The organism is Janthinobacterium pasteuri, assembly GCF_051380775.1.
GTDB lineage: Bacteria > Pseudomonadota > Gammaproteobacteria > Burkholderiales > Burkholderiaceae_D > Janthinobacterium.
In genome coordinates, this window is record NZ_JBNYXS010000010.1 from 150,371 (window position 1) to 177,172 (window position 26,802).

Annotated in this window: 23 protein-coding genes; 8 read left to right on the top strand and 15 right to left on the bottom strand. The window is 62.0% G+C overall.

Going from position 1 to position 26,802, the window contains the following annotated elements; translation table 11 throughout:
- Positions 1 to 45: 45 nt before the first annotated feature.
- From ACQ4WN_RS12820 to ACQ4WN_RS12875, 12 genes are all read right to left on the bottom strand, one after another.
- Positions 46 to 966, bottom strand: coding sequence for a hydroxymethylglutaryl-CoA lyase (locus ACQ4WN_RS12820; RefSeq protein ID WP_436551878.1), 921 nt, complete (start codon positions 964 to 966; stop codon positions 46 to 48).
- A 1-nt stretch (position 967) separates the two neighbouring features.
- On the bottom strand, positions 968 to 1,900 hold the full coding sequence (locus tag ACQ4WN_RS12825; RefSeq protein WP_436551879.1) for a 2-hydroxyacid dehydrogenase: 933 nt from the start codon (positions 1,898 to 1,900) through the stop codon (positions 968 to 970).
- An 11-nt stretch (positions 1,901 to 1,911) separates the two neighbouring features.
- Entirely contained in the window at positions 1,912 to 3,939 is a 2,028-nt protein-coding gene (locus ACQ4WN_RS12830; protein WP_436551880.1) for an acetyl/propionyl/methylcrotonyl-CoA carboxylase subunit alpha, read from the bottom strand.
- Positions 3,940 to 4,033: 94 nt separating this feature from the next.
- Complete coding sequence (gene bioB, locus ACQ4WN_RS12835; RefSeq protein ID WP_436551881.1) at positions 4,034 to 5,080, bottom strand: biotin synthase BioB; 1,047 nt, start codon at positions 5,078 to 5,080, stop codon at positions 4,034 to 4,036.
- Positions 5,081 to 5,112: 32 nt separating this feature from the next.
- Positions 5,113 to 5,898: a dethiobiotin synthase gene (gene bioD / locus ACQ4WN_RS12840; RefSeq protein ID WP_436551882.1), complete on the bottom strand. Its 786-nt coding sequence runs from the start codon at positions 5,896 to 5,898 to the stop codon at positions 5,113 to 5,115.
- A complete protein-coding gene (gene bioF / locus ACQ4WN_RS12845; protein WP_436551883.1) occupies positions 5,888 to 7,084 on the bottom strand; it encodes an 8-amino-7-oxononanoate synthase in 1,197 nt (398 codons plus the stop codon). Before bioF ends, bioD begins: the two co-directional genes overlap by 11 nt.
- A 1-nt stretch (position 7,085) precedes the next feature.
- Positions 7,086 to 8,414, bottom strand: coding sequence for an adenosylmethionine--8-amino-7-oxononanoate transaminase (gene bioA, locus ACQ4WN_RS12850; RefSeq protein ID WP_436551884.1), 1,329 nt, complete (start codon positions 8,412 to 8,414; stop codon positions 7,086 to 7,088).
- A gap of 19 nt (positions 8,415 to 8,433) precedes the next feature.
- Positions 8,434 to 9,222, bottom strand: a complete 789-nt coding sequence (locus ACQ4WN_RS12855) for an enoyl-CoA hydratase/isomerase family protein (RefSeq protein ID WP_436551885.1) — start codon at positions 9,220 to 9,222, stop codon at positions 8,434 to 8,436.
- An 11-nt stretch (positions 9,223 to 9,233) separates the two neighbouring features.
- Complete coding sequence (locus ACQ4WN_RS12860) at positions 9,234 to 10,856, bottom strand: carboxyl transferase domain-containing protein (protein WP_436551886.1); 1,623 nt, start codon at positions 10,854 to 10,856, stop codon at positions 9,234 to 9,236.
- 40 nt (positions 10,857 to 10,896) lie between these two features.
- On the bottom strand, positions 10,897 to 11,340 hold the full coding sequence (locus ACQ4WN_RS12865; RefSeq protein WP_436551887.1) for a YchJ family protein: 444 nt from the start codon (positions 11,338 to 11,340) through the stop codon (positions 10,897 to 10,899).
- A 91-nt stretch (positions 11,341 to 11,431) separates the two neighbouring features.
- Positions 11,432 to 12,718, bottom strand: a complete 1,287-nt coding sequence (locus ACQ4WN_RS12870) for a D-amino acid dehydrogenase (protein ID WP_436551888.1) — start codon at positions 12,716 to 12,718, stop codon at positions 11,432 to 11,434.
- 81 nt (positions 12,719 to 12,799) lie between these two features.
- Complete coding sequence (locus ACQ4WN_RS12875; protein WP_436551889.1) at positions 12,800 to 14,143, bottom strand: serine hydrolase domain-containing protein; 1,344 nt, start codon at positions 14,141 to 14,143, stop codon at positions 12,800 to 12,802.
- A gap of 227 nt (positions 14,144 to 14,370) precedes the next feature.
- On the opposite strand from ACQ4WN_RS12875, the gene ACQ4WN_RS12880 reads away from it, so the two are divergent.
- The gene (locus ACQ4WN_RS12880) at positions 14,371 to 15,111 is read left to right on the top strand and encodes a GntR family transcriptional regulator (protein WP_096232721.1); all 741 of its coding nucleotides are present in this window, start codon (positions 14,371 to 14,373) and stop codon (positions 15,109 to 15,111) included.
- A gap of 2 nt (positions 15,112 to 15,113) precedes the next feature.
- Here ACQ4WN_RS12880 and ACQ4WN_RS12885 read toward each other — a convergent pair whose 3' ends face one another.
- Together ACQ4WN_RS12885 and ACQ4WN_RS12890 are read right to left on the bottom strand one after the other, a co-directional pair.
- Positions 15,114 to 16,247, bottom strand: a complete 1,134-nt coding sequence (locus ACQ4WN_RS12885) for a nuclear transport factor 2 family protein (protein WP_436551890.1) — start codon at positions 16,245 to 16,247, stop codon at positions 15,114 to 15,116.
- Positions 16,248 to 16,389: 142 nt separating this feature from the next.
- Entirely contained in the window at positions 16,390 to 17,448 is a 1,059-nt protein-coding gene (locus ACQ4WN_RS12890; protein ID WP_436551891.1) for a helix-turn-helix transcriptional regulator, read from the bottom strand.
- A gap of 187 nt (positions 17,449 to 17,635) precedes the next feature.
- Here ACQ4WN_RS12890 and ACQ4WN_RS12895 point away from each other — a divergent pair, with 187 nt between their 5' ends.
- The 7 genes from ACQ4WN_RS12895 (at position 17,636) to ACQ4WN_RS12925 (ending at position 25,087) form a co-directional block, all read left to right on the top strand.
- On the top strand, positions 17,636 to 18,517 hold the full coding sequence (locus ACQ4WN_RS12895; protein WP_436551892.1) for an N-acetylmuramic acid 6-phosphate etherase: 882 nt from the start codon (positions 17,636 to 17,638) through the stop codon (positions 18,515 to 18,517).
- Between the two features lie 45 nt (positions 18,518 to 18,562).
- Positions 18,563 to 19,861: an MFS transporter gene (locus tag ACQ4WN_RS12900; RefSeq protein WP_436551893.1), complete on the top strand. Its 1,299-nt coding sequence runs from the start codon at positions 18,563 to 18,565 to the stop codon at positions 19,859 to 19,861.
- A 91-nt stretch (positions 19,862 to 19,952) separates the two neighbouring features.
- Complete coding sequence (locus ACQ4WN_RS12905) at positions 19,953 to 21,614, top strand: glycoside hydrolase family 10-like protein (protein WP_436551894.1); 1,662 nt, start codon at positions 19,953 to 19,955, stop codon at positions 21,612 to 21,614.
- Between the two features lie 94 nt (positions 21,615 to 21,708).
- Positions 21,709 to 22,656, top strand: coding sequence for an N-acetylglucosamine kinase (locus ACQ4WN_RS12910; RefSeq protein WP_436551895.1), 948 nt, complete (start codon positions 21,709 to 21,711; stop codon positions 22,654 to 22,656).
- A gap of 30 nt (positions 22,657 to 22,686) precedes the next feature.
- Positions 22,687 to 23,487 carry an N-acetylmuramoyl-L-alanine amidase gene (locus ACQ4WN_RS12915; protein WP_436551896.1) on the top strand — a complete coding sequence of 267 codons (801 nt, stop codon included), beginning with the start codon at positions 22,687 to 22,689 and terminating at the stop codon, positions 23,485 to 23,487.
- A gap of 83 nt (positions 23,488 to 23,570) precedes the next feature.
- A complete protein-coding gene (locus ACQ4WN_RS12920; protein ID WP_436551897.1) occupies positions 23,571 to 24,473 on the top strand; it encodes a LysR family transcriptional regulator in 903 nt (300 codons plus the stop codon).
- Complete coding sequence (locus ACQ4WN_RS12925) at positions 24,473 to 25,087, top strand: M15 family metallopeptidase (protein ID WP_436551898.1); 615 nt, start codon at positions 24,473 to 24,475, stop codon at positions 25,085 to 25,087. The genes ACQ4WN_RS12920 and ACQ4WN_RS12925 overlap by 1 nt, the downstream gene beginning before the upstream one ends.
- 12 nt (positions 25,088 to 25,099) lie before the next feature.
- Here ACQ4WN_RS12925 and ACQ4WN_RS12930 read toward each other — a convergent pair whose 3' ends face one another.
- Complete coding sequence (locus ACQ4WN_RS12930; RefSeq protein ID WP_436551899.1) at positions 25,100 to 26,479, bottom strand: sodium-dependent transporter; 1,380 nt, start codon at positions 26,477 to 26,479, stop codon at positions 25,100 to 25,102.
- Between the last annotated feature and the right edge of the window lie 323 nt (positions 26,480 to 26,802).

Genomic DNA, 26,802 nt, shown 5'->3' on the forward strand with positions numbered 1-26,802 from the left:
GCGCTGAGCTTGACGCTAGCGGCATTGAGGGTCTGACCCCAGATCTCAGCCTGCCCGTTTCGCCGCGATGGCATTGCCGGCACGGCTCGATCCCTTGCGCCCCAGCTGCTGCGAGATGAACTGGCCCGCGTCCACCACCAGGTCCAGGTCGATGCCGGTGGCAATGCCCAGTCCCTGCATCATGTACAGCACGTCTTCGGTGGCCACATTGCCGGTAGCGCCCTTGGCGTACGGGCAGCCGCCCAGGCCGGAGACGGACGAATGATAAATCGCAATGCCCGTTTCCAGGCTGGCGTAGATGTTCGCCAGCGCCTGTCCATAGGTGTCGTGGAAGTGGCCGGACAGGCCGCCCACGTGGAAAGCCGCAATGGCGCGTTCCATCACCGCCTGCGTTTTTCTCGGTGTGGCGACGCCGATGGTGTCGGCGATGTCGATCTCGTCGCAGCCGAGGTCGCGCATGCGTCCCACCACGTCGGCCACGGCGTCCAGCGGCACTTCTCCCTGGTAGGGGCAGCCGAAGGCGCAGCTGATGCTGCCGCGCAGGCGCAGGCCGTGTTCCTTGGCCGCCTTCGCCACGCCTTCGAAGCGGGCGATCGATTCGGCGATCGAGCAGTTGATGTTCTTTTGCGAGAACGCATCGGATGCCGAGCCGAAGATCACCACTTCATCGGCCTTTGCCGCCAGCGCTGCATCGAAACCCTGCATGTTCGGCGTCAGCGCCGAATAAATCGTGCTTGGGCGGCGTGCGATTTTTTCCATCACTTCCGCGCTGGTGGCCATCTGCGGCACCCATTTCGGCGAGACGAACGACGCCGCCTCGATATTGGCGAAGCCGGCCAGGGTCAGGCGGTCGACCAGCTCGATCTTGACGGCCGCACTGATAGTTTCCTTTTCGTTTTGCAGGCCGTCGCGCGGGCCCACTTCGACGATCTTGACCTGTTTCGGCAAATTCGGTTGATTGCTCATCTCAATATCCTTGCAAACGGTTGACGATGCCGGCGACAGAGTCTCCGGCGTGCAGGCGGCGCATCTTGGCGGCGATTTGCGCCACGCTTTCGCGGCGCAGGGTGGCGGCCGAAATATGCGGCGTGATGGTGATGCGCGGTTCTTGCCAGAATGGGTGCTGCTGCGGCAGCGGCTCGTTGCGGAACACGTCGAGGGTCGCCCCGGCGATATGCCCGCTGCGGATCAGGGTCAGCAAATCTGGTTCGGCAATATGCGCGCCGCGCGCCACATTGATGACATAGGCGCCCGGCAGCAGCATCGACAGGCGCGTGCGGTCGAGCAGGTTGTGCGTCTCTGGCGTGAGCGGCAGCATGCACACCAGCACGCGCGTGCCGCGCAAAAATTCTTCGAGCCCCTCTTCGCCTGCGAAGCACTGTACGCCAGCGAGGTGCTTGCGGCTGCGGCTCCAGCCACGCAGCGGGAATTCAAACTGCGCCAGCGCGCCCAGCACGCGTGTGCCCAGCACACCGATGCCCAATACGCCGACGGGGAAATCCGCCTTGTCGAAAGCGGGCAGCGGCTGCCAGATGCCGGCGCGCGCCTGCGCCTCGTAGTCGTCGAGACGTCGGAAGTGGCGCAGCACGGCGTGGCTCACATACTCGGCCATCTGCACGCCCATGCCCGCGTCGTCCAGGCGTACCAGCGGCACGTGGGCGGGCAGCGCATCGCCAAATTTTAAAAGAGCGTCGACGCCGGCGCCGGTGTTGAAGATGGCTTTGACTTCGCGCAATGCCGGCAGCATGGCCGCTGGCGGCTGCCACACGACGGCGTAGTCGCAAGGCGCGAACGTGTCGCCTTCGCGCCAGAAGACAATCTCGGTTTCGGGCAGCAAGTCACGGAAGTCGTTGATCCACGCCGCTTCCTTGCCGTCCGAACGTTGTAAGAGGATGCGCATTGTGGCAGCCTCTATGCGGCGGCCTTGAAGGCCAGCAGCGGCGCACCATCGGCCACCTGGTCGCCGACCGCGTACAGCACGTCTTCCACCAGGCCGTCGTGCGGCGCGGCGATGGTGTGCTCCATCTTCATCGCTTCCATGATGACCAGCGGCTCGCCCTTCTTGACGTCCTGCCCCTTGTTCACCAGCACGGCGACGACCTTGCCCGGCATCGGCGCCGTCAGGCGCCCGCCTTCCGCTTCCACTTCGCCCGCATGCGCCATCGGGTCGCTGTAATGCAAGGTGGTGTGCAAGCCATTGGTGAACACGTGGAACTGTTCCCCGTCGCGCAGCACCGTGCCGTGCACGGCACGCTCGCCCAGCTTGATGTGCAGCTCGTTGCCTGCGCGCGCCGTCAGGGTGAGGGGCTGGCCGTTGAACAGCCAGCCATCCGTCTGGTAGGCGATGCGCGCGGCATAGGTCTTGTCGTCGCTGGCCAGCGCGAATTCGTCGGCGAACGCCAGGCTGCGTCCCAGGGTGCTGTTCAAGCGCCAGCCCAGGGCATTGCCCCACGGGTCGGCGCGGTGGCTCGACTGCGCCTCGGCTGCCGCTTTTTCTTCCAGCAGCAGGGCGACGGACGCCAGCGCCAGGGCCGTGTCGGGTGCCGGCTGCAAGGCGGGGAACAGCGACTCCTGATTGCGCTCGATCAAACCCGTATCGAGGTCGGCGCTGGCAAATGCCTGGCCTTCGACCAGGCGCTTCAAAAAGGCGATATTGCTGGCCAGGCCCACGATCTGGTATTCGGCCAGCGCCTGCGTCATGCGTGCCAGCGCTTCTCGGCGGTCCGCGCCCCAGACGATCAGCTTGGCGATCATCGGGTCGTAGAACGGCGAAATCGCATCGCCCTCGCGCACGCCCGAATCGATGCGCACGGCGGCCGGAACCAGCGTGCCACCCAGCTCGAACGTCACGGCTTGCGGCGACTGCATGTGGCGCAGGGTGCCGATCGATGGCAAAAAGCCCTTCTCCGGATTTTCCGCATAGATGCGTGCCTCGATGGCGTGGCCGTGGATCGTCAATTCGCTCTGCTTTTTCGGCAGCGGCTCGCCAAAGGCGACGCGCAACTGCCATTCCACCAGATCCGTGCCGGTGATCATTTCCGTCACCGGGTGCTCGACCTGCAAGCGGGTGTTCATCTCCATGAAGTAGAACGAGCCATCCTGGTTGGCGATGAATTCCACCGTGCCCGCGCCGACGTAACCGACGGCCTTGGCAGCGGCGACGGCTGCCTCGCCCATGGCCGCGCGACGTTCAACCGGCATGCCCGGCGCAGGCGCTTCTTCCAGCACCTTTTGATGACGGCGCTGTACCGAGCAATCGCGCTCGAACAGGTAGATGCAGTTGCCCAGGGTATCGGCGAACACCTGGATTTCGATATGCCGCGGGCGCGACAGGTATTTCTCTGCCAGCACCTTGTCGTCGCCGAAAGAGCTGATCGCTTCGCGCTTGCATGAGGCCAGCGCGGCCTTGAAGTCGGCGCTGTTGTCGATGACGCGCATGCCCTTGCCGCCGCCGCCAGCAGACGCCTTCAGCAGCACGGGGTAGCCGATCTTGTCGGCCTGCCCGTGCAGGAAGTCCGCATCCTGTTCGTCGCCGTGGTAGCCGGGCACCAGCGGCACGTTGGCTTTTTCCATCAGCGACTTGGCGGCCGACTTGGAGCCCATGGCGCGCATGGCGGACGCCGGCGGGCCGATGAAGACCAGGCCTGCAGCCTGGCAGGCGTCGGCGAAGTCGGCGTTTTCGGACAAAAAGCCATAGCCGGGGTGGATCGCCTGCGCACCTGTCGCCAGCGCTACAGCGATGATCTTGTCGCCGCACAGATAGCTTTCCTTGGCCGGCGCGGGGCCGATCAGGACGGCTTCGTCGCACACGGCGATGTGCTTGGCGTTGGCGTCCGCTTCGGAATACACGGCGACAGTCTGGATGCCCATGCGGCGTGCGGTAGCGGCGACACGGCAAGCGATTTCGCCGCGGTTGGCGATCAGGATTTTAGTGAACATGGTCTCTCTCTTTGCAGCTCGTGGCTGGAAGTTTTTTATCTGAGGTGTCGCGATGAAGGAATGCGCCCTGGTGGGGCGCATTCCGATGGCCGCATCAGCAGCCGCACTTCTCTTTCTGCACCGAGTCCAGCATGGCGCCGCGCGTCTGCAGGCCAAGTTTACCCAGCAGGGTGCGGTCGTCTTCCGCTTCCGGGTTGTCGGTGGTGAGCAGCTTGTCGCCGTAGAAGATGGAATTGGCACCAGCCAGGAAGCACATGGCTTGCACGGCTTCGCCCATCTGGCGCCGGCCCGCCGACAAACGCACGCGCGCCTTCGGCATGGTGATGCGGGCGACGGCGATCGTGCGCACGAATTCGAACGGGTCGAGCGCTTCCAGGCCATACAAAGGCGTGCCTTCCACCTGCACCAGGTGGTTAACGGGCACCGATTCCGGGTATGGATTCAAATTGGCCAGCTGGGCGATCAGGCCCGCGCGCTGCAGACGCGTCTCGCCCATGCCGACGATGCCGCCACAGCACACTTTCAAGCCTGCTTCGCGCACGCGGCCCAGGGTGTCCAGGCGGTCCTGGTATTCGCGCGTGGAGATGACGTTGTCGTAGAACTCGGGCGCCGTATCGAGGTTATGGTTATAGAAATCCAGGCCGGCGTTTTTCAGGCGGTCCGCTTGTCCCTCTTCCAGCATGCCCAAAGTAGCGCATGTTTCCAGGCCCAGCGCCTTGACCTTGCTTACCATCTCTTCGACTTTTTCCATGTCGCGGTCCTTCGGGCCACGCCAGGCGGCGCCCATGCAGAAGCGCGTGGCACCGTTGGCTTTCGCCTGGCGGGCCGCGTCGAGCACCGTGTCGATGTCGAGGATTTTTTTCGCTTCCACGCCCGTGTCGTAGCGGGCTGCTTGAGGGCAGTAGCCGCAGTCTTCCTCGCAGCCGCCCGTCTTGATCGACAGCAGGGTCGCCAGTTCCACGTCGCCATCGGGGAAGTTGATGCGGTGCGTTTGCTGGGCCTTGAACATCAGGTCATTGAATGGCAGGTCGAACAGGGCCAGCACATCGGCGACGGGCCAGGTGGCCGCTTCCGGCACGGTGATGCGCGCCGCAGGGCGGTGCAGTTCGACGGTTTTTGCTGTTTCTTGGACGTGAGACATGTGATTCCTTCGTTTCTAATTTTTGGATACGTTTAAGTGTTTGGGTGCTGCGCCGGCCAGTTGGGCAAGCCGGTGAAATCGAGATACGACGCCGCCGCTTCTGCGCAGGGCTGCGCCAGGCGCGGCACCTTGCCCAGCAGCGGCGCCGGGATGCGCTCGATCAGTGCATCGATATTTTCGTCGAGGAAGCGCATTTCCACTTCCAGGGTGTTGGCGACCCAGCCGATCACCGTCAGGCCCCGCGCTTCGATGGCTTCCAACGTCAGCAAGGCCTGGCTGATGCAACCGAGGCGCATGCCGACCACCAGGATCACCGGCAAATCGAGCTGCTGCGCCAGGTCGGCCGAGTCGAAACCGGCCGATAGCGGCACGCGGAAACCGCCTACGCCTTCGACCACGACGGCGTCTGAGGCGGCGGCGATTTCCAGGTAGGCGGCCAGAATCGGCACCGATTCGATACACACGCCTTCGAGAGCGGCGGCGATGTGCGGCGCGGCCGGCTCCTTCAGCATGTAGGGCGTGGTTAGGCTGCGCAGCATGGTGACGTTGCCGGCGGCGATCAGGCTGTCGGCGTCTTCATTATGCAGTTCGCCGTCGCGCATCTCGGCGCCGGCGGCCACGGGCTTCATGCCGCAGGCACGCACGCCGCGCGCGACCAGCGCGTGCAGCAGGGCCGACGACGTCAGGGTCTTGCCGATTTCCGTGTCGGTACCGGTGACGAAACAGGCAAAGCGCGAAGGCAGGCCGGTGGCAGCGGGTGCCGGCCGCACGGCCGGTACTGCTGTCACTTCTGCCAGGACAGGATCATCAAGGCTCATGGCGAGTCCTTTCCAGGGTGTTGACTGCGTTGATCAATTGCGCCACTTCCTGCGCCGTGTGGCCGGCCGACAGGGTCACGCGCAGGCGCGCCGACCCCGCCGGCACGGTAGGCGGGCGGATCGCGCCGACCCACAGCCCCTGCTGGTACAGTTGGGCGGCGATGCCCATCATTTCCGCATTTTCGCCGATGATGACAGGCTGGATGGCGCTCAATGACGGCAAGGCTTGCCAGCGTTGCAGCTGCAAGCCCTCGTTCCATTGCGCCACCAGCGTCGCCAGGTGGGCGCGGCGCTGCCGGCCTTCGTCGCCCACGATGATGTCCAGGCTGGCCAAGAGCGCATGCGCCAGCGCGGGCGCGGCGGCCGTGGTGAAGATGTAAGGGCGCGCCTTCTGGATCAGGGTTTCGATCACTGCCTCGTGCGCGCAAACAAAGGCGCCGCCCACGCCGGCCGACTTGCCCAAGGTACCCACATACACCAGATGCGGCGACTGTAGTCCGAAGTGTTCGAGTGCGCCGCGGCCGTTCTCGCCCAGCGCGCCGAAGCCGTGCGCGTCGTCGACCACCAGCCAGGCGCCGTGCTGCTCGCACAGGACCAGCAGCGCGGGCAGCGGCGCCAGGTCGCCATCCATGCTGAAGATGCTGTCGGTGACGACGATCTTGGTTGTTGCCGTGCTGGCCGCGAGCAGGGCCGCCAGCGCGTCCAGGTCCGCATGCGGATACACGCGCGTCTTGACGCGGGCAAGGCGCGTGCCGTCGATCAGCGAGGCATGGTTCAGTGCTTCCGAGAAGATCTCGGTCTCCGCGTCGCCCGCCGCCAGGGCCGTGAGCACAGCTAAATTCGCCATGTAGCCGGTGCAGAAATACAGCGCGCGCGCCTGTTCCAGGTTGGCGCCGACGAAAGTGGCCAGGCGCTCTTCCAGCTGCGCGTGGGCGCGGCTGTGGCCACTGATCAGGTGCGAAGCGCCGCTGCCGGCGCCATACAGGTCGGCGCCCTCTTTCAGCGCTTCCACGATGCGTGGATGCGACGCCAGACCCAGGTAGTCATTGCTGCAAAAGGCCAGCATGTCGCGTCCGTCGACCGTCAGGCGCGGCGCGCACGGCGTGTCGACGGTGCGGCGGCGGCGGATAAGGCTGCGCTCTTCCAGCCCTTGCAACTGCTGTTGTAATCGCGCGATCAGTTCCATCTCAGGCCCCGATCACGCTGTTGAAGACGGCCAGCGTCTGTTGGCCCAGGCCCGCGATTTCTGCGTCGTCGAGGATGTAGGGCGGCATCAGGTAGACGGTCGAACCGATGGGGCGCATCAGGAGTTCGTGTTCCAGCGCCGTGCTGAAGAAGCGGCGCGAAAAATCGGGCGTCGCATCGATGGCGTCAAAGGCCCAGATCATGCCTTGCTGCCTGAAGTGTGCTACTTTTTCATGCTGCGCCAGCGGCGCCAGGGCGCGCGTGATTTTGGCGGCACGCTCCCGGTTGGCCACCAGCACATCGTCTTCCTCGAAAATCGACAGGGTCGCCAGCGCCGCGCGGCAGGCCAGCGGGTTGCCCGTGTACGAGTGCGAATGCAGGAAGCCGCGACGCACATCGGTGCTGTAGAACGCCTGGTAGATGTCTTCGCGCGTCATCACCAGGGATAGCGGCAGATAGCCGCCGCTGATGCCTTTTGACAGACACACGAAATCGGGCCAGATACCGGCCTGTTCGCAGGCAAAGAAGGTGCCCGTGCGGCCGCAGCCGACGGCGATTTCATCGAGGATCAAATGGACTTGATAGCGGTCGCACAGGGTGCGCACCAGCGACAGGTATAACGGGTCGTGCATGGCCATGCCGGTGGCGCACTGCACCAGCGGCTCGATGATGATGGCGGCGATCTTGTCCGATTTTTCCTGGAACAGGCGTTCCACGTCGGCAGCGGCGCGGCGCGCCACGTCCTCGGCAGATTCGGTTTCGGCGGCCTGGCGGAAGTCGGGCGACATCACCGTCTGCGAGGCGCGTAATAAAGGGCCGTAGGCATCCTTGAACAGGGCCACATCGGTGACGGCCAGCGCGCCGATGGTTTCGCCGTGATAGCTGCCTTTCAGGCAGACGAATTCCTGCTTGTCACCCTTGCCGCTGTTGCGCCACGCGTGAAAGCTCATTTTCAGGGCGATTTCCACGGCCGAGGCGCCGTCGGACGCGTAAAAGCTGTGACCGAGTACGCCGCCCGTCAAGGCAGAGAGTTTTTCCGACAGTTCGACCACCGGTTCATGCGTAAAACCGGCCAACATCGCGTGTTCCAGGCGGTCCAGCTGATCCTTCAGTTCCGCATTGATGCGCGGATTCGCATGGCCGAACAGGTTCACCCACCAGGAGCTGATGGCGTCCAGGTAGCGTCGGCCTTCGTGGTCATACAGCCAGGCGCCGCGGCCGTGGCTGACGGGGATGAGCGGAACCGTCTCGTGATGCTGCATTTGCGTGCAAGGGTGCCACACGCTGCGCAGACTGCGTTCGACCCAGCCCGATTGTTTTTCTGCTTTCAAAACTGCTCCAATGATATTGCTAGCCCATGAGCCAACTCGGCTTGCGCTTGTCGAGGAACGATTGCACGCCTTCGCGTCCCTGCTCCGAGGCGCGGATCTGCGCGATGCGCTCGGCCGTGTCCGCCAGCAGCGCATCGTCGACCGGCTGGCCGGCGATCTCGCGCACCAGCGTTTTCGCTTGCGCCACGGCATGCGGGCTGTTGCCCGTCAGCGCTTTGAGCACCTCGGCTGTTTTCGCGTCCAGCGCGTCGCCAGCGACTACCTCGTGGGCAAAGCCGATGCGCAGCGCTTCCTGCGCAGAGAATCGCTCGGCGGTCAGGAAATAGCGGCGTGCCGCGTTTTCGCCCATGGCCTTGATGACATACGGTGAAATAGTGGCCGGGATCAGTCCCAGCCGCACTTCGCTCAGGCAGAAATGCACGTCTTCCGCAACCAGAATGATATCGCATGCGGCGACCAGGCCCATACCGCCCGCATAGCAGTCGCCCTGGATCTTTGCCACCACGGGCTTGGGACACAGGTAAATCGTGCGCAGCATCTGCGCCAGCTGCAGCGCGTCGGCCTGGTTTTCGGCATGCGTGTAGCCGGCCATCTTCTTCATCCAGTTCAGGTCCGCACCGGCGCAAAAGGCGGCGCCGTTCGCCGCCAGCACGATCGCGCGCACCATCTCGCTGCGTCCCAGCCCTTCGAAGGCGCGCGCCAGTTCGGCGATCGTCGTCTCGTTGAAGGCATTGCGCACGTCCGGGCGGTTCAGGGTCACGGTGGCGACATTGCCCTCGATGACCAGCTTTAAGGTTTCAAATTCCATTTTTCTTCCCCTTACATGCGGAATACGCCGAACTTCGTGTCCGGGATGTCGGCGTTGAGCGCCGCCGACAGGCCCAGGCCCAGCACCATGCGGGTGTCGGCCGGGTCGATCACGCCATCGTCCCACAGGCGCGCGGTGGCATAGTAGGGGTGGCCCTGGTGCTCATATTGATCCTTGATCGGCTGCTTGAAGGCGGCTTCCTCGTCCGCGCTCCATGCCCCGCCCTTGCCCTCGATGCCGTCGCGCTTGACGGTGGCCAGCACGGAAGCCGCCTGGTCGCCGCCCATGACGGAAATGCGCGCGTTGGGCCACATCCACATGAAACGGGGAGAAAACGCGCGGCCGCACATGCCGTAGTTGCCGGCGCCGAAGCTGCCGCCGATGATTACCGTGAATTTCGGCACGGCGGCCGTAGCCACAGCTGTCACCATCTTGGCACCATTGCGGGCGATGCCTTCGTTTTCGTACTTGCGACCCACCATGAAGCCGGTGATGTTTTGCAGGAAGACGAGCGGGATCTTGCGCTGGCAGCACAATTCGATGAAATGCGTGCCTTTCAGCGCCGATTCGGAGAACAAGATGCCGTTATTGGCGATGATGCCCACCTTGACGCCATAGATATGCGCAAAGCCGCAGATCAGGGTGGTGCCGTAGCGCGCCTTGAACTCGTCGAAATCGCTGCCGTCGACGATGCGTGCGATTACTTCCCTCACATCGAAGGGCTTGCGCGTGTCGACGGGGATCACGCCATACAGTTCCTGCGTCGGGTATTTGGGTTCCACGGACTCGCGCAGCGCCATCTGCTGCGGCTTGGTGCGGTTCAGGTTCGAGACGATGGTGCGCGCCAGCGACAGCGCGTGCAAATCGTTTTGCGCCAGGTGGTCGACCACGCCGGACAAGCGCGTGTGCACGTCGCCGCCGCCCAGGTCTTCGGCCGTCACCACTTCACCGGTAGCCGCTTTGACCAGCGGCGGGCCGCCGAGGAAAATCGTGCCCTGCTCCTTGACGATGATCGATTCGTCGCTCATGGCCGGCACATAGGCGCCGCCAGCCGTGCAAGAACCCATCACCACGGCGATTTGCGGAATGCCCTTGGCCGACAGATTTGCCTGGTTGTAGAAGATGCGGCCGAAATGGTCGCGGTCAGGGAAGACGTCGTCCTGGTTCGGCAGGTTGGCGCCGCCCGAGTCGACCAGGTAGATGCAGGGCAGGTTGTTCTGGTCGGCGATTTCCTGGGCGCGCAAGTGCTTTTTCACCGTCATCGGGTAGTAGGTGCCGCCCTTGACGGTAGCGTCGTTGCAGACGATGACGCATTCCTGGCCCGAGACCCTGCCAATGCCCGTGATGATGCCGGCGGAAGGCGCCGCATCGACGCCCTTGGCGTCCTGGTACATGGCGTAGGCGGCCATCTGGGAAAACTCGAGGAAGGGCGTGCCGGGATCGAGCAGCATCTGCACGCGGTCGCGCGGCAGCAGTTTTCCGCGCGCCAGGTGCTTGGCGGCCGCCGCCTCGCCGCCACCGGCCGCGATTTTCTCGACCTTGTCGCGCAAATCGTCGACGATGGCTTGCATGGCCGCGGCATTCGCCTTGAAATCTTCACTGCGGGGATTGAGTTTGCTTTCGATGTGCGGCATTGCGGTTCCTTGTTATGATCGCCCGGTCTCTCGGGTCGCGCTATTCGGGAAAACTGCCGTCGAGATAAAACCAGCGCATGCCACCGTCACCAGCTTCGCGCACGAAGCGACTCACTTCATGCAGGCGGTGCGCGCGGCCGTTGACCTTGTAACGGGCCACGAATTCCACGCTGTCGCGGTGTATCTCTTCGGCTTGATCTGCGGATTCTGCTTTACGTTGACGTAAACGTAAAGCAGATTTTACCTCAAGTCCCAGCCAGTGGACTTTTTCTTCTTCCGCAAATAAAGCGTCGGTGGGACGGGTGCTGGCGTGCCAGGTGGCGCGCAGGTAGGGCTCGTCGCGCAAGGTGAACGCCGTGTAGCGCGAGCGCATCAGGGCTTCGGCCGTGGGCGGCAAGGCGTCGCCCGCGATATACGGGCCGCAGCAACTGGCGTAGGAGGCGCCGCCACAGGGGCAGGCGGCAGATGTCGAGGGTGTGGGCATGCGCTGGCAATAAGGAACAGAAAAGAGGGATCAGAAAGTTCCGCAATTATCCGCCATATCGGCAGCGGCGCGCGCGCGCCGTCTTGGCCTGCTATTTTTTCGGGCTGAGGAAGTCCAGCGCAAACGGCGGCGCCTTGCCGGCCATGAGGTCGGCCAGGATGCGCGCCGTGCCGGCGGCAAAGGTAAAGCCCAGCGGGCCATGGCCCACGTTGAGCCACAGATTGGCGTACTTGCTGGCACCCACCAGCGGTGCGCTGTTCGGCGTGGCGGGGCGCAGGCCGGCCCAGGCTGTGGCCTGCTCGTAATCGGCGCCGTGCGGCATGGCTTCGCGCGCCAGACGCGTCAGGCCGGCGATGCGCTTCCAATCGATGCTGTTGTCGGCGCCCACCATGTCGACCATGGCCGCCACGCGCAGGTCGCCGCCGATGCGCGCATACAGCACCTTGCGCTCGAAATCCGTGATGCTGATCTCGGGCGCCCGGTCTTGCGCGCGGATGGGTGCCGTCAGGCTGTAGCCTTTCAAGGGATACAGGGGCAGGTAAATGCCCGCCGTGGCGGCCAGGTCGCGGCTCTGGATGCCGGCCGCCAGCACAAAGTGATCTGCCTGCAACAGGCCCAGGCTGGTGTCGACGCCCGCGATCTTGCCATTGCGCGTGATGAGGCGGCGCGCCTCGCCTTTCAGCAAGAGTGAACAATTCGGGTGCTGCAGCAAGCGCGCTTCCAGCGCCAGGCAAAAGGCGTGGCAATCTGCCACCGCTTCGCCCTGCGTGAAGATGCCGCCTGCCAGGGCACCCTGCAAGGCGGCCAGCGCCGGTTCGCGCTGCACCGCTTCTGCGGGAGACAAGACGATGCGCGCCTCTTCCGACTCGGGTCGGGCCACGGCTCGCTGAAAGATGGCCGGCGAACGATAGACGATGAGCTTGCCCGCATCGCGCCAGGCATACGCTTCGGGTGGCACCGTCAACTCCAGTTGCGCCATGCCGGTGCGGCTTAATTCTCCCAGTTGCAGCAGCTTGGCCGTCGTGCGGGCATTGCTGGCAGCATTGCAATTACGCAGGAAACTGGCCATCCAGCGCCATTGGCGCCAGTCCGCTTCGGGACGGAAGCGCAGCGGGCCATCTTTTTGCAGCAGCCATTGCAGTGCTTTGAAGGGCACGCCCGCGTCCGCCAGGGGCGCCACATAGCGATAGCTGAGCTGGCCGCCATTGCGGTAGCTGGCGGCGATGGCCACCTGTTCATTGCGTTCGAGTACAGTGACCTTGTAGCCGGCCTCGGCCAGCCACCAGGCCGATGTCAGACCGACGACGCCGCCGCCGATGATGATGACTTGTTGCTGCATGTTGCCTCGCTGCGTTGCGCTCCCATGATGCGGAAGCATTCGGGAAGAGCTTAGAGGCTGGCCGTTCAGGGAGCCAATGAAACATCATGGTGCAGCCATAACTTTCAGGAATGCACTGTTTCAGTGAGATGATTCATGCTTGTCGATCGCACCACGGTATAAGGTGGTGAGTATCAATTCCTCGCTGCGCCCCATGGCGGAATAGGTGCCCGGATAGTGTTCTGGGTCGCTGCCCGTGCCACCCACCAGGACCACCATGCCGTTTTTGTTCTTGAAATCGAGCACGAAGGCGGAGACGAGGCCGTACGCCTCACCCAGATGCCCCACGGCGGAGAAACTGGCGCCCTCGACCAGGCCGTTGCCCTGCCCTGCCAGCGCATCGAATTGCTGGTTGCCCAGTCCCCAGGCGCGGTACAGGCCCCGCTCGCTGTTGCCATTGCTGGCGTCCGGTGCCAATTGCCATTGCCGGCCAAACATCAGCGCGATGCTGGTGGGCTGCAGCAGTTGCTTGCCTTGATGGCGGCCACCGTCGAGCAGCATCTGCATGACGGTGCCCAGTCCCGCGGCGGAAATGCGCAAGCCGCCCGTGGGGCTGAAGACGGTGGCGTTGCTGCCAATCACATAGTTGTCCTTGCCGGCCGATGGGCGCTTGTAAAAATCATCGGCCTGGGCGATCCAGGGGCCGTGCGGCTGCCAGACTTCTGTCTCCAGCGTGCGCTTGCGGTACAGCGTGGCCGTATTCTCCACCTCGTCCGTGGAAAATGCTGCCGGATAATAACCGCCGCGTACATCGAGGGGGTCGAGCAGCAGCCGCCGCATCAGCAGGTCGAAGCGCTCGCCCGTGACCTTTTCCATCACGGTGCCGATCACGCCCCAGTTCAAGTTGGCATACGTAAAATAGCCGCCCGGCGCGGTGTGCTTGTCCCACATGAGGTTGCCACCGGCTGTAAACACGTCGCGCAGGCTGCGTTCTGGTCCCCATGCGTAGCCTCCCGCGTCGCGCAGCGAGGACGTGTGGCTGAGCAAGCTGCGCAGGGTCACGGCTTGCTGGGGGAAATGCGGGTTGCGCAGGGAAAAGCCCAGATAGATGCCCACATCCTGGTCCAGGCTCAGTTTGCCCTGCTCGACCAGCCGCATCAGGCCCAGCGCGGTCATCATCTTCGATACGGAGGCGACGCGAAACAGGGTGGCCGGCGTTACGGGCAAGCTGTCCGCTGGCGTAACGCCGATGTGCCGGTAACCAAATTGTTGCTGATACGATACCTTGCCGTGGCGAATGGCCAGCACGGACAGGCTGGCCAGCGGGTGGGCCGGGTCATCGACGATGGCCGACAGCGCTGCATCGAGCGCACGCTGCTGGTCGTGTCGCATCGTGCTGGTGCTGGTGCCAAGCGGGGTGGCCAGCGCCGTCCAGGTCGTACCCAGCATCAGCAAGCCCAGCAAACCCGTCATCTTGTTGATCATGCTTTCCCTGTGTCATGGTGGATGGACGCCTTGCCAGCATAGGGTGGGATGGTTTGCTACGCTAATGAAAATTGCTTATTTATCTATAATGTAAAGCTATACGTACGGTAAAACATTGTTTTTTTAAGTGTATAACCGTTATTTATAGCTATTTTCCATTTATTCATGGGCGGACGGGCTACGCGCAAGCGTCATCGCTATTACACTAGGAGGACAAGGAGAACTGTATGAGCCAGACCAGCGTAGAACTCAAGGTCGATTTAAATGACAATTCGCCTTTATATATGCAGATCGCCCGCAAGCTGAGCGATGACGTACGCAACGGCCGCTACCAGGTAGACCAGGCCCTGCCCTCTGAACGTACCCTGTCCGAACTGCTTGACGTATCGCGCGTGACTGCCCGCAAGGCCATCGATCAGCTCGTCGAGCAAGGCCTCGTCGTGCGCCGCCGTGGTTCGGGCAACTATATTGCACCCCGCATCGAGCAGCCGCTGTCGAACCTGTCGAGCTTTTCCGAACAACTGCAGCAGCGCGGCTACCGCCCCGGCTCGCGCTGGCTCAAGCGTGAAGTCGTCATCGCCAGCAGCGATGAACAGCTGAGCCTGGGGCTGGCGCAAAATACGAAAGTGGCGCGCCTGGAGCGCCTGCGCCTGGCCGACGACGTGGTGATGGCGTATGAAGTGAGCGTGCTGCCCTTCAGCGTGGTGCCGGACCCGGCCGCAATGGGCGATTCGCTGTATGAATACTTGAGCAGTATCAAGAAGGCCCCCGTGCGCGCCTTGCAGCACATCCGCGCCATGAATGCGACGGACGTGCTGGCCAAGCAGCTGGGCATCCCCGATGGCCAGGCCGTGTTGTTCATCACGCGCATCGCCTACCTGGAGTCGGGCGAAGCGGTGGAACTCACGCATTCGTATTGCCGCAGCGATCACTATGATTTCGTCGCCGAAATGCGCCGCGCCCCATAAATCTACTGCTGGAACAGGCGGATCATGGATTCCGCCACGCCGACGGACGATTCCCAGCTCATGCCGGTCACCAGCCGGCCATCGACCTCGACGTGACTCTTGCCATTGGCGCCATGCCTGAATATGCCGCCATGGCGCTTGATGCTGGCTTCTGCCGAAAAGGGATAGGCCTTGTATACCGGCGATTCCTTGTTGAGAAACGCATCGGGGAATGAGGTGAGCACCTTGCCCTGGATGAGGAAAGTACCGTCACTGAGCGTCAGATTCTTGATGCCCTCGGTGCCATGGCAGATGGCCGCGATCACCCCGCCTTGTTGTTCGTAGATGCGCAAGGCGATGTCCTGCAGCGGCTTGTTGTCCGGGATGCCGACGATGGCCGCGCCGCCGCCGACGAACGCCATGCCCGCATACTCGTCTGCCCTGACCTCGGAGACAGGCTTGGTATGGGCCAGTGCCCACATGAAATCACTGTCGTAAAGATGCCTTTTTAATAACTCGTCCGACGTGACGATCATTTCCAGCGGAATGGCGCCACCCTCGGGACTGACGAAGTCGACCGCGTACCCTGCTTTGCGAAAGGCATCATAGGTATAGGCCAGCTCGGGAAAATTATTGCCTGCGTTAATTTTCGTGCCGGGATATTGATGCACATTCGACACGACCAGCAGCACCTTGCGTGCATGGCGCGGGGCTGCTGGCTCGCGATGGGCCGACTTGCTGACGATCTTCCAGTTGCCGGCGATCTTTTTCAGCAGGAATACATCCACATAGCGTACCCCTTGCTGCGGAATGTGGATCTCGGCCTTGGCGGTGGCCACCTTGCCGCTCACATCTACCTTGATCAGTCGCCAGTGGCGTCCATTGAATTGCCCTATTTTCTCTTGGGAAAAGAGTTTTGTGTATTCCTGACCGCTCAACTCCCATTCCGCATCGTTTTTGCCGTCCAGGTAAAGGCGGGCGGTGGCATGGAAGGCCTGGTTGATCTCGTCCTGTACGTTGAAGCTGGTGCCATGCAGATACAAGCGCACGGTTTCCCGGATGGCATTGTCGTCCTGGTCTGCGGTTGCGGCGGTGCCGACGGCGGCGATGCTTAGCAAGTAACAGGCGAGTACCGTGCGCAATAAAAACTGAATCATGACTTTACCCTGAATGAAGAACTGCGTTTATCGGAGCAACGACTATTTCAGATCGTTGCTGGTCGATAAGTTATCGAAATGCAGGGGAATTGATGTCGCCAAACATGATTTCAGACTCCGGAATGGCGATTCCGGAGAGGTTTTACGCGGAAATGGCCCTGGCCGCCTGGCCAGATTGGGCGCGGAAGCTGGCTGGCGTCTGCTCAGTAACTTTCTTGAAGGTCGAGTAGAAGGTGGAACTGGAATTGAATCCGCAGCGCTCGGCAACGGTATCCATGTTCAGTTGCGGCTCGTCGGTCAATACCTGTTTTGCTTCGGCGATACGGTATTCGTTGACGTAGGTATGGAAGCTCTTGCTCAGCTTGTCATTCAGCACCTGCGATACCTGCGCCTGCGTGCATCCCGCCCGCTTGGCCAGTTGGGCCAGGGTGAGGTTCGGATTCAGATAGGATTTCTGCCCGCTCATCTGATGTTCCAGCGCAGCGAGCACGGCAAGCGCATCGTCGTGCGTCAGACGGCTATTCTGGTACTTCTGCTTCGGCTCGGCAGGCGTCGAGGTTTCCTTTCTCAGCAGAAAGACCATGACCGCCACATGCAGCGAGAAGGTGAACGACAAGGCGCCGACAATATAGGACGTGAACGGCGTGCTCGCGTACGCCGCCAGCATGACACAGCTGCCTGCAAAGACGCTCAGCAGGAGCACGCTGCTGGTGGCCATCCGCTGTCCGTCGTTCAGCCACGCATGGCGGCTTTGCCAGAGCAACTTGGCAGTTCCCAGCAGGTAGCATAGCCAGAACACATGAATGGCATGGCTCGACAGGTCCCAGGCAGAACGATACGCGGAATACGGAAAGGCAACGCCAATGACTATCAGCAGGAAGGACAAGCCGAGATGCCAACGCCATTGTTGGCCGGCAGGCAGTTGCGCGTGCCCGGCGATGAAAGAGCGTACATAGAGATAGGTCAAGGGACCGATCAGCAGGCAGGCCGACAGGCCCAGCTGGCGGAATTCAAGGGCGATCGCAGGGTTAAAGAAGAGGAAAGCGGATTTGGCGGTGCGCACCCCGACGGCAAGCAGCAATGCACCCAGCATGCAGTCGGCGAGGCAGCGGGGCCGGCGGCTGAAAAAATAGACGGCCAAAAAAATACCGTTGATGGCGCCAAGGGCGCTAAACAGGAACAGCAATTGGCGAGCGATCATGGGGCGTGTCGTGGATTTGGGCGTCGAATCCAAGTATAGACACAAACGGGAGCGTATCGCAGGACAAGTAGTACGCCACCTTCCTGCATTAGCCATAAGCTCCCGTTATGCCTGCACGCCAAGCTTTCATGGCTGAACTTGCACATCGGTATTAAACTGGTTTCACCTTCAACCATGTTCTGAAATCATGTTGAAAACTGAAACCCCGAGCCGGCGGCATCCGGATCTGGATCTGTACCCGGTAGAGCAATTGGTGGCGGCCCTGGTCGATGACCAGTTCTGGGCCGTCGAAGCCGTGCGGCTGGCCTCGCCCGACATTGCTGCCGCCATCACGGCCGCCCTGCCCCGCATCGCCGCTGGCGGACGTCTGCTGTATGTGGGGGCGGGCACGTCGGGCCGCCTGGGCGTACTCGACAGCGTTGAACTCCATCCCACCTTTTCCTGGCCGCCCGAGCGGGCCGTCGCCATCCTGGCTGGCGGCGCGGGTGCCATGTTTGCTGCCGTCGAAGGGGCGGAAGATGATGTGCAGCAAGGCGAGCGGGATTTGCTGGCCCTGCAGCCGCAGACCAATGATGTGGTGATCCTGCTGGCCGCCTCCGGCGCCACGCCGTATGTGATGGGCGCGCTGCTGGCCGCGCGCACGGCGGGCGCCCTGACCATCGGCATCGCCAATAATGTGGATGCTCCGGTGGCGCACGAGGCGCAATGCGGCATCGTGCTCGACACGGGTGCGGAAGTCATTTCCGGCAGTACGCGTTTGAAAGCGGGCACGGCACAAAAAATCACCCTGAACACGATTTCCAGCGCCCTGATGGTGGGTTTGCATAAAACTTACGGAAACTTGATGGTAGACTTGAAGCCGACCAACGCCAAGCTGATCTGGCGGGCGGTGCGTCTGACCATGCATGCCACCGGCGCCAGCGAGGCGCAGGCCAGGACCGTGCTCGAGCAATGCCAATTTCACGTCAAGGTGGCGATTGTTGCCTTGATCAAAAAAATCAACACAAACCAGGCACAGGCATTGTTGGCCGGCGCGGACGGCAGTGTGCGGGCGGCACTGGCGGCCTGATCCGATGGCGCGGCATTCTTCTGTCTGGGAGACAAAGAAGGATGTATGGAGCTAGCGAAACAAACCACCGCGGCGCGCACCAATAAGCCGTGGCTGTGGATCCCCTCCCTGTATTTCGGCCAGGGCATCCCCTATGTAGTGGTCATGACCTTGTCCGTGATCATGTACAAGAACTATGGTTTCAGCAATACGGATATCGCCCTGTATACCAGCTGGCTGTATTTGCCCTGGGTCATCAAGCCCCTGTGGTCGCCCTTCATCGATATGTACCGCACCAAGCGCTTCTGGATCGTCGGCTTGCAGCTGGTGATCGGCGCTGCGCTGGCGCTGGTGGCCTTGACGACGTCCTTGCCGCATTTTTTCCAGATTAGCCTGGCCATCTTTTGGCTGATGGCCTTCAGTTCCGCCACGCATGATATTGCCGCCGACGGCTTTTATATGCTGGGCCTGGAAGAACACCAACAAGCGGCCTTCGTCGGCGTGCGCAGCACGTTCTACCGTCTGGCGATGATTGCGGGCCAGGGTGGCCTGGTGTTTCTAGCCGGCTATTTGACGCATGCGACGGGCAATGTGCAGCTGGCCTGGTCCGTCGTGTTTGCGATTTTGGCTGGCCTGTTCATCGCCCTCTTCCTGTATCACTATTTTGTCTTGCCGAAACCGAAGGAGGATCGTCCCAGCATCCAGGGTGCCGGTATTTCTCCTTTGCAAGAGTTCATCGCCACTTTTGCCGCCTTCTTCAAGAAGAAGGATATTCTCGTCATCTTGGGATTTTTGCTGCTGTTCCGCCTCGGCGAAGCGCAACTGTTGAAGCTGGCCGCGCCCTTCCTGCTCGACCCCGTCGCCAAGGGGGGCCTGGGCCTCAGCACGGAACAGGTGGGCCTGGTCTACGGCACCATCGGCGTGATCGCCCTGACCCTCGGTGGCTTGCTGGGCGGATTCATCATTTCCCGCTTCGGCTTGAAACGCTGCCTGTGGATCATGGTGCTGTCCGTCCACTTGCCCGATCTGGTGTTTGTCTACCTGGCCAGCGCCTTGCCCAGCAGCATCTATGTGATCGCCGGTGGCATTGCGCTTGAGCAATTTGGCTATGGCTTCGGTTTCGCTTCCTATATGTTGTACATGATCATGGTCTCCGATGGCGCGCATAAAACGGCCCATTACGCCATTTGCACGGGTTTCATGGCCCTGGGCATGATGTTGCCGGGTATGGCGAGCGGCTGGATCCAGCAAATGCTCGGCTACCAGCATTTCTTCATCTGGGTGTGCATCGCCACCATTCCTGCTTTCATCATGGCCGCGCTGGTCAAGATCGATCCCGAATTCGGCAAGAAGGCCGAGGCCTGATTCTTTTGAACCGTGCGCCCGCAAGGATGGCGGGCGCACAGTAAAATGCCCGCACCGATACACCTGCGCTCCACCACTGCAAGGAATTGTTTTGTTGTCTACTTTCAAAAAACGCCTGGGCGCCACGGCCGGCGTGCTGGCCGCGCTGGCCACCGCCACATTGCTCAGCAGCTGTACCAGCACCAAGCTACCCTCCGCAGTGACGCCGGGCGACGCGGGTTTGCCTGCCGTGCCGCCCGTGCAGCACATCACGGGCGAAGTGCCGCCGCCGGCGCCGCGCGAATTTCGCGCCGCGTGGGTCTCGACGGTCGCCAATATCGACTGGCCCAGCCGCAACAATTTGCCGGTGGCCAAGCAGCAAGCCGAGGCTATCGCCATCCTTGACCGCGCCAAGTCCTTGAATCTGAACGCGATTGTGCTGCAGGTGCGGCCCAGCGCCGACACGATTTACCCATCGCAGCTGGAACCGTGGTCGGAATACCTGACCGGTAAGCAAGGCCAGCCGCCATTGCCCCTGTATGACCCGCTGGCTTTCTGGGTAGCGCAGGCGCATGCGCGGGGCCTGGAATTGCACGCCTGGTTCAACCCTTACCGGGCCCGTCACGCGACAGCCAAGTCGCCGCTGGCGCGCGACAGTTTTGCTTCCACCAACCCGGCGTCCGTCAAGCAATACGGCCGCTACCTGTGGATGGACCCGGGCGACGCCGCCGCCTCCAAGCACACGACGGACGTGGTTCTGGACGTGGTGCGCCGCTACGATATCGATGGCGTGCACATCGACGATTACTTTTATCCGTATCCGATCGACGCGCCTGGCGCCGGTGCCGGTGCGGAGACGGCCGCGCTGGATGCGGGCAATGGCGGCGCCAAGCGCGAACTGCCGTTTCCCGATGAACCTTCCTGGCAGCAATATCTGCTGGCCGGTGGCCAGCTGGACCGCCCTTCCTGGCGCCGCCAGAATGTCAACCAGCTGATCGAAGCGTTATACACAGGCATCCACCGCGAAAAGAGCTGGGTGCGCTTCGGCATCAGCCCGTTTGGCATCGGCCGTCCCGACCGCCGCCCTGCCGGCATCGTCGGCTTCAGCCAGTACGATAAATTGTATGCGGATGCGGAACTGTGGCTGGCCAAGGGCTGGCTCGACTATCTGTCGCCGCAGCTGTACTGGCCCGTGGCGCAGGCGCCGCAAGCGTTTGGCGTACTGCTCGACTACTGGCTGGCGCAAAATCCGTATGGCCGCCATGTGTGGCCCGGCCTGTACACGAGCCGGATCGACAATTCCGCCAAGTCTTTCACGCCGCAAGAGATCATCAAGCAGATCGAAGTGACGCGCACGCGCGCCGGCGCGAATGGACAAGTGCATTTCAGCATGGCGCCGCTGATGCAGAACCGCAAGGGTGTCAGCGAGCAACTCAAAGCGACCGTGTATCAAAGCCCAGCCCTGATTCCCGCTACACCGTGGCTGGGCAAGGATGCGCCGGGGACGCCTGTGCTGGCCTTGCGCCGCGATTCCAGCAGCCTGAACGTTAAATTGGCGGCGGGCGGCGGCAAACCCGTAGCCCAGTACGCTGTCTGGGCCCGCTACGGTGAAGACTGGCGTTTTACCGTGGTCACGGGCGTGCAAGGCGAGCTGACCCTGGTCGATGACGCCACTGGTAAAGTCAACGCGGTGGTGGTCAGCGCCGTGGACCGTCTCGGCAATGAAAGTCCCCGCGTCACCGTGCGTGAACCGTTTACGGCCCCCGCCAAGTAATTGTTGCCGGCTCACCGGCAGTCCATAACCTGCAGGCATGAAACATGCGCAAGCTTTCATGCCTGCAAGCTTCGCTTGGCTTTACACTCATGCCATGATTTCCTTTCCTACAGCCAATAATACGCTGCCCGTGCTGGGCCTGGGCATCGACGCGGGCGGCACGCAGACGCGCTGGGCATTGGCCACCGTTGACGGCGTCATCGTGGCCGACGGTGCCGTGGAAGGCTTGTCTGCCTTGCAAATGAGCAGCGATGCGGGCCGCGCAGCCGTGCACGCCACGTTTGCCCGGCTGTGCCAAACCGTGCTGGCTGTCGGCCAGCCGCGCGCCGTGGTAGCTGGCTTGACGGGCTTTGGCGGAGACGATGTTGTCCTGGCGCAAACGCTGGCCACTTTGCTGGCGCTGGATGCCGCCCACGTCAGCGTGGGTAACGATATCGATATCGCTTATCGCGACAGTTTTGCACCGGGCGAAGGTTATCTGGTCTACGCTGGCACGGGTTCGATTGCCGCCTGGATCGATGCGGCTGGCGGCTTTCACCGCGCGGGCGGGCGCGGCGTGCTGCTCGACGATGGCGGCGGCGGTTACTGGATCGCGCGCGAAGCCTTGCGCCACATCTGGCGCCGCGAAGACGAGGTGCCCGGCAGCTGGCAAAGCTCGCCCATGGCCGGGGCCGTGTTTGCACAACTGGGCGGCAGCGACTGGTCGCTGTCGCGTGCCTTCATGTATGGCCAGGACCGGGGCGCTATCGGTCGGCTGGCGCTGGCCGTGGCCGCCAGTGCAGAAACCGACCCGCTGGCGCTGGATATCTTGCAGCGCGCGGGACAGGAACTGGCGCGCCTGGCGCTGGCACTGACGGCGCGCTACGGCCCCCGTCCTGTGGTGCTGGCGGGACGCGCGGCGCAATTGCACCCAGCCATCGTAGCTGCCATGCGCGCCGCTTTGCCTGTATCGTTGATGATGGAGCAAAAAGTTGGCCGTTCGCATGAGGCCGCAGCCAAGCTGGCAGCCAGGACGGCTGGCTTGTATGCCGGCAAAGACTGATTATTTTATTAACCCGAACATGGATCTTTCATGAAAAAAATCGCCCTCGCCCTGCTGGTGGCCCTGCTCTCCGCCTGTACCACGCCCGCGCCGCACCTCGACCATAGCTTGACGGCGCGCAGCCAGAGCCCGCGCGTGAAATTCATCGTCATCCATTACACGGTCAGCGACTTGCCCCGCTCGATCAAGATCCTGACGGAACAAGTGGTCAGCAGCCATTATTTGCTGACCGACGCGGACAAGCCGAAGTTTTACGTGCTGGTCGACGAATCGCGCCAGGCCAACCACGCGGGTGTGAGTAACTGGAAGACTTATACACAGTTGAATGTCAGCTCGATTGGCATCGAGATCGTCAACCCCGGCTACAAGGATACGCCGGAAGGTCGCCTCTGGTATCCGTTCCCGCAGGCACAGATTGATGAGTTGATTCCGTTGTTGAAAGATATCAAGGCGCGCTACAACATCGCGCCGGAAAATATCCTCGGCCACAACGAAATCGCCCCGCAGCGCAAGCAGGATCCGGGACCGCTGTTTCCATGGCGCCAGCTGGCCGATGCTGGCCTGATCGTCTGGCCCGATGCCAACCGTGTTGCCGCGCAGCGCCTTATTTTTGAGCAGCAAGTGCCGGATGCCGTCTGGTTCCAGAAGAAGCTGGCCCAGCACGGTTATGCGACGCCGAATACGGGCATCTTCGACGAAGCGACGCGCAATGTGCTGATCGCCTTCCAGATGAAATACCGCAACACATTGTTTGACGGCACCCCGGATGGCGAAACGGCGGCCTTGCTGGAAGTGCTGACGACGCCGGCGCCGGCTGTTGCAACAAAGTAGCACGGCCGTTTCAGCCCATGACTTTTTCTTATATGCTGAACGTTGACGGCCCAAGCGGCCATGGCAAGGTAAAGGAATAGCTCATGCGGCTGCGTCATATCGAAGTGTTTCACGCCATCATGCAAGTTGGCACCATCAGCGGCGCGGCCCAGGTGCTGCATATTTCGCAGCCGGCCGTGACCAAGGTCTTGCAGCACTGTGAGTTGCAACTGGGCATGCCGCTGTTCGAGCGCGTGCGGGGCAAGCTGTACCCGAAACCGGAGGCGCACCGCCTGTTTGTCGAGACGGAAAAGCTCAACCGCGATTTATTGGGCATCCGTCGCCTGGCGGCCAGCCTGAAGGGCCATGCGGTGGAAACCATCCGTTTGGTGTCCACGCCGACGCTCGCCATCAGCGTCTTGCCGTTTGCCATGACGGAGTGGCGCCGCGACTTTCCCCACACGCGTTGCCAACTGGCCACCCATCACACCGGCGAGATCGTCAATACCCTGCGCCTCGGTGAAGCGGACCTGGCCGTATCGCTGCAAGACCCGCGCAATCCTGGCATCGTGGCCGAACCGATTGCGCACGGTGTCATGACGGTGATTGCGCCGACCGGCACCTGGCAGGGGGCCGATTGCGGCACGCCGTTGACGGCGCATGGCCTGAATGGCGAGCTGATCGGCCATGCGGACAACGATCCGCTGGGCGAACTGGTGGTGGCCGCTTGCGAGGCGCAGGATATCCACCCTGTCTTCAGTACCGTGGTGCAAACTTATCAAATTGCCCGCTCCCTGGTGGAAGCGGGCGCCGGCATGGCCGTGGTCGACCCGTTTACGGCCGCCTCCGGCTCGCCCGATCGCCTGCAGCGCCGTCCCTGGGCGCCCACCATCCCCATCCAACTGTATTTACTGACGGCGAGCCACTCGCCGCTGTCGCATGGCGCGCGGCGCCTGGCCGACAGCATTGGCGTGGCGGCGCGCAACTGCCTGGAAAGAGGAGTCTGATGTCTGTTGCAAGTTTGCAATTGGAAGCGGTCGGCAGCGATCCGCAATTTCGCCACCTGAGCAGTATTGCCGGCATCGCCGTCGACTTGCGCTACGCTACGCCCGACAATTTTGTCGGCCGCGATTTATATAGCCCCATCGATTGCGCCTGGCTGCACCGCGATGCGGCCGCCGCACTGGAACAGGCCGTGGCCTGGCTGGCCGCGCATCGCCCAGATCATCATTTATTGGTGCTCGATGCCCTGCGCCCGCAACGGGTGCAGCAGCAACTGTGGGATGCGCTGCAGGGAACGGAGTTGCTCGGCTATATCGCGGAACCGTCGCGCGGCTCGATCCACTCGTTTGGCATGGCGCTCGACATCACCATCGTCGGACCGGACGGGCAGGAATTGGACATGGGCACGGGCTTTGACGACCTGAGTGAGCGCTCGCATCCGGCGCTGGAGCTGGTTTTGCTGGAAAAAGGAGAAGTTACGCAGGTGCAAGTAGAACACCGCCGCTTATTGCGCGACGCCATGTTCCAGGCTGGCTTCTTTGGCATCAACAGCGAATGGTGGCATTTTGATTGCGGCGACCGGGTGCTGGTGCGCCAGACCTACACCCGGGTGCTTTAATTACTTAACTAGTTAAAAGACTTTCAGGCCCTTCAGCATCACCATCAGGATCAGTACAGGCGAGACAAAGCGCAGCAGGAACAGCAGCACATGCGCCAGCGTCTTGTTCTGCAACCGGCCGTGATTGCTGATCGCATCGATGAAATGCTGCTTGCCCCAGGCCCAGCCTGTAAACAAGGCAATTGCGATGCCGCCCACGGGCAGGAAGATATTTGACGAGACGAAGTCGAACAGATCAAACATATTCAAGTTAAACAGCTTGAAATTGGCCAGTGTGCTGTTACTCAGCGCGCATACGGAACCGAGCATGGCCAGCAGCAGCATGGTCACTACCGTAGCCTTGGCACGTGTCCAGCCAAAGCGTTCATGGAAGATCACCACCGGCACTTCCATCAGCGACAGCATCGCGCCCGTGGCGGCCACGGCTGCCAGAATAAAGAACACCACCATCAGCGCTTGTCCCATGGGAATTTGCGAAAACACGGCGGGGATGGTGATGAACACCAGTGACGGTCCCGCGCTAGGGGCAAAGCCAAACGTGAACACGGCGGGGAAGATGGCGATGCCAGCCAGCATCGATACACCGAGGTCGGCCGCCATCACGCGCAAAGTCGTGACGGGGATATTCTGGTCATCGCGGAAATAGCTGCCGTAGGTCATCATCGTGCCCATGCCGACAGACAACTTGAAGAAGGCCAGGCCCATGGCGGTCAGCACGACGGAAGCCGTCAGCTTGCTGAAGTCCGGACGGAACAAAAACGCCAGGCCTTCGCCCGCTTTATCGAGCGACAGACTGACCGCACATAGCAGCAGTAATAACAGAAATAGCAGCGGCATCAGTTTCTTGGCGATCGCCTCGATGCCCTTGGTCACGCCCAGCATCAGGATGCCGCCGATAAACAGCAGCACGCCCCATTGCCACAACAGCGATTGCAGGGGATTGCTGATCAGTGAGGCGAAGGCCGCTTCCGTCACCAGCTTGTCGCTGCTGAGGATGGAGCCGTCGATGGCCTTGGCGATATAGGCAAACACCCAGCCGACCACTTCCGAGTAGAACGCGACGATCAGGAAGGCGGCGATCATGCCGATCACGCCGACCAGCCACCAGGGCTTGCCCTTCGGTGCCAGCTGTTCCATGGTCGAGATGGGATTGACCTTGGCGCGGCGCCCCAGGGTAATTTCCGCGATCATTACGGGCAGGCCTACCAATAAGGTAGCGAGTAAATAGATGAGCAGGAAGCCGGCGCCCCCATTGGCGCCCGTCAGATAGGGGAACTTCCAGATGTTGCCGAGGCCGACTGCGGAACCGAGGGTGGCGGCGAGCACGCCGAAGCCAGTGGTAAAGCCAGCCCGTTTCAGGGTCAGGCCTGATCCTTGAGCTTGTTGTTTCATTGTGAATCTTCTATATATGGACGCGGATTTGCGCTGAGGGGGCGAAATTGTAGCAGTTGGCCGCAAATACCCCGGAAAAGCCTTGCTACTACGGGGGCGCTTTGCTATAGTTCGCCTCCCCGATGAGACGCACTAGTTTGCGGCACAAAAGGGACAGCCTTTAGGGGCTGGGCAGTAAAAGAAGGAGTTGACGATTGTGCTGAAATGCTTCATACTCTTCCTTCTTCGCAGCTGACAAACACAACGCTTTGTCGATAGCGCGAAAGCAGTACCGAATACCGTTCTTTAACAATTAACAGTCGATAAGTGTGGGCATTTGATGT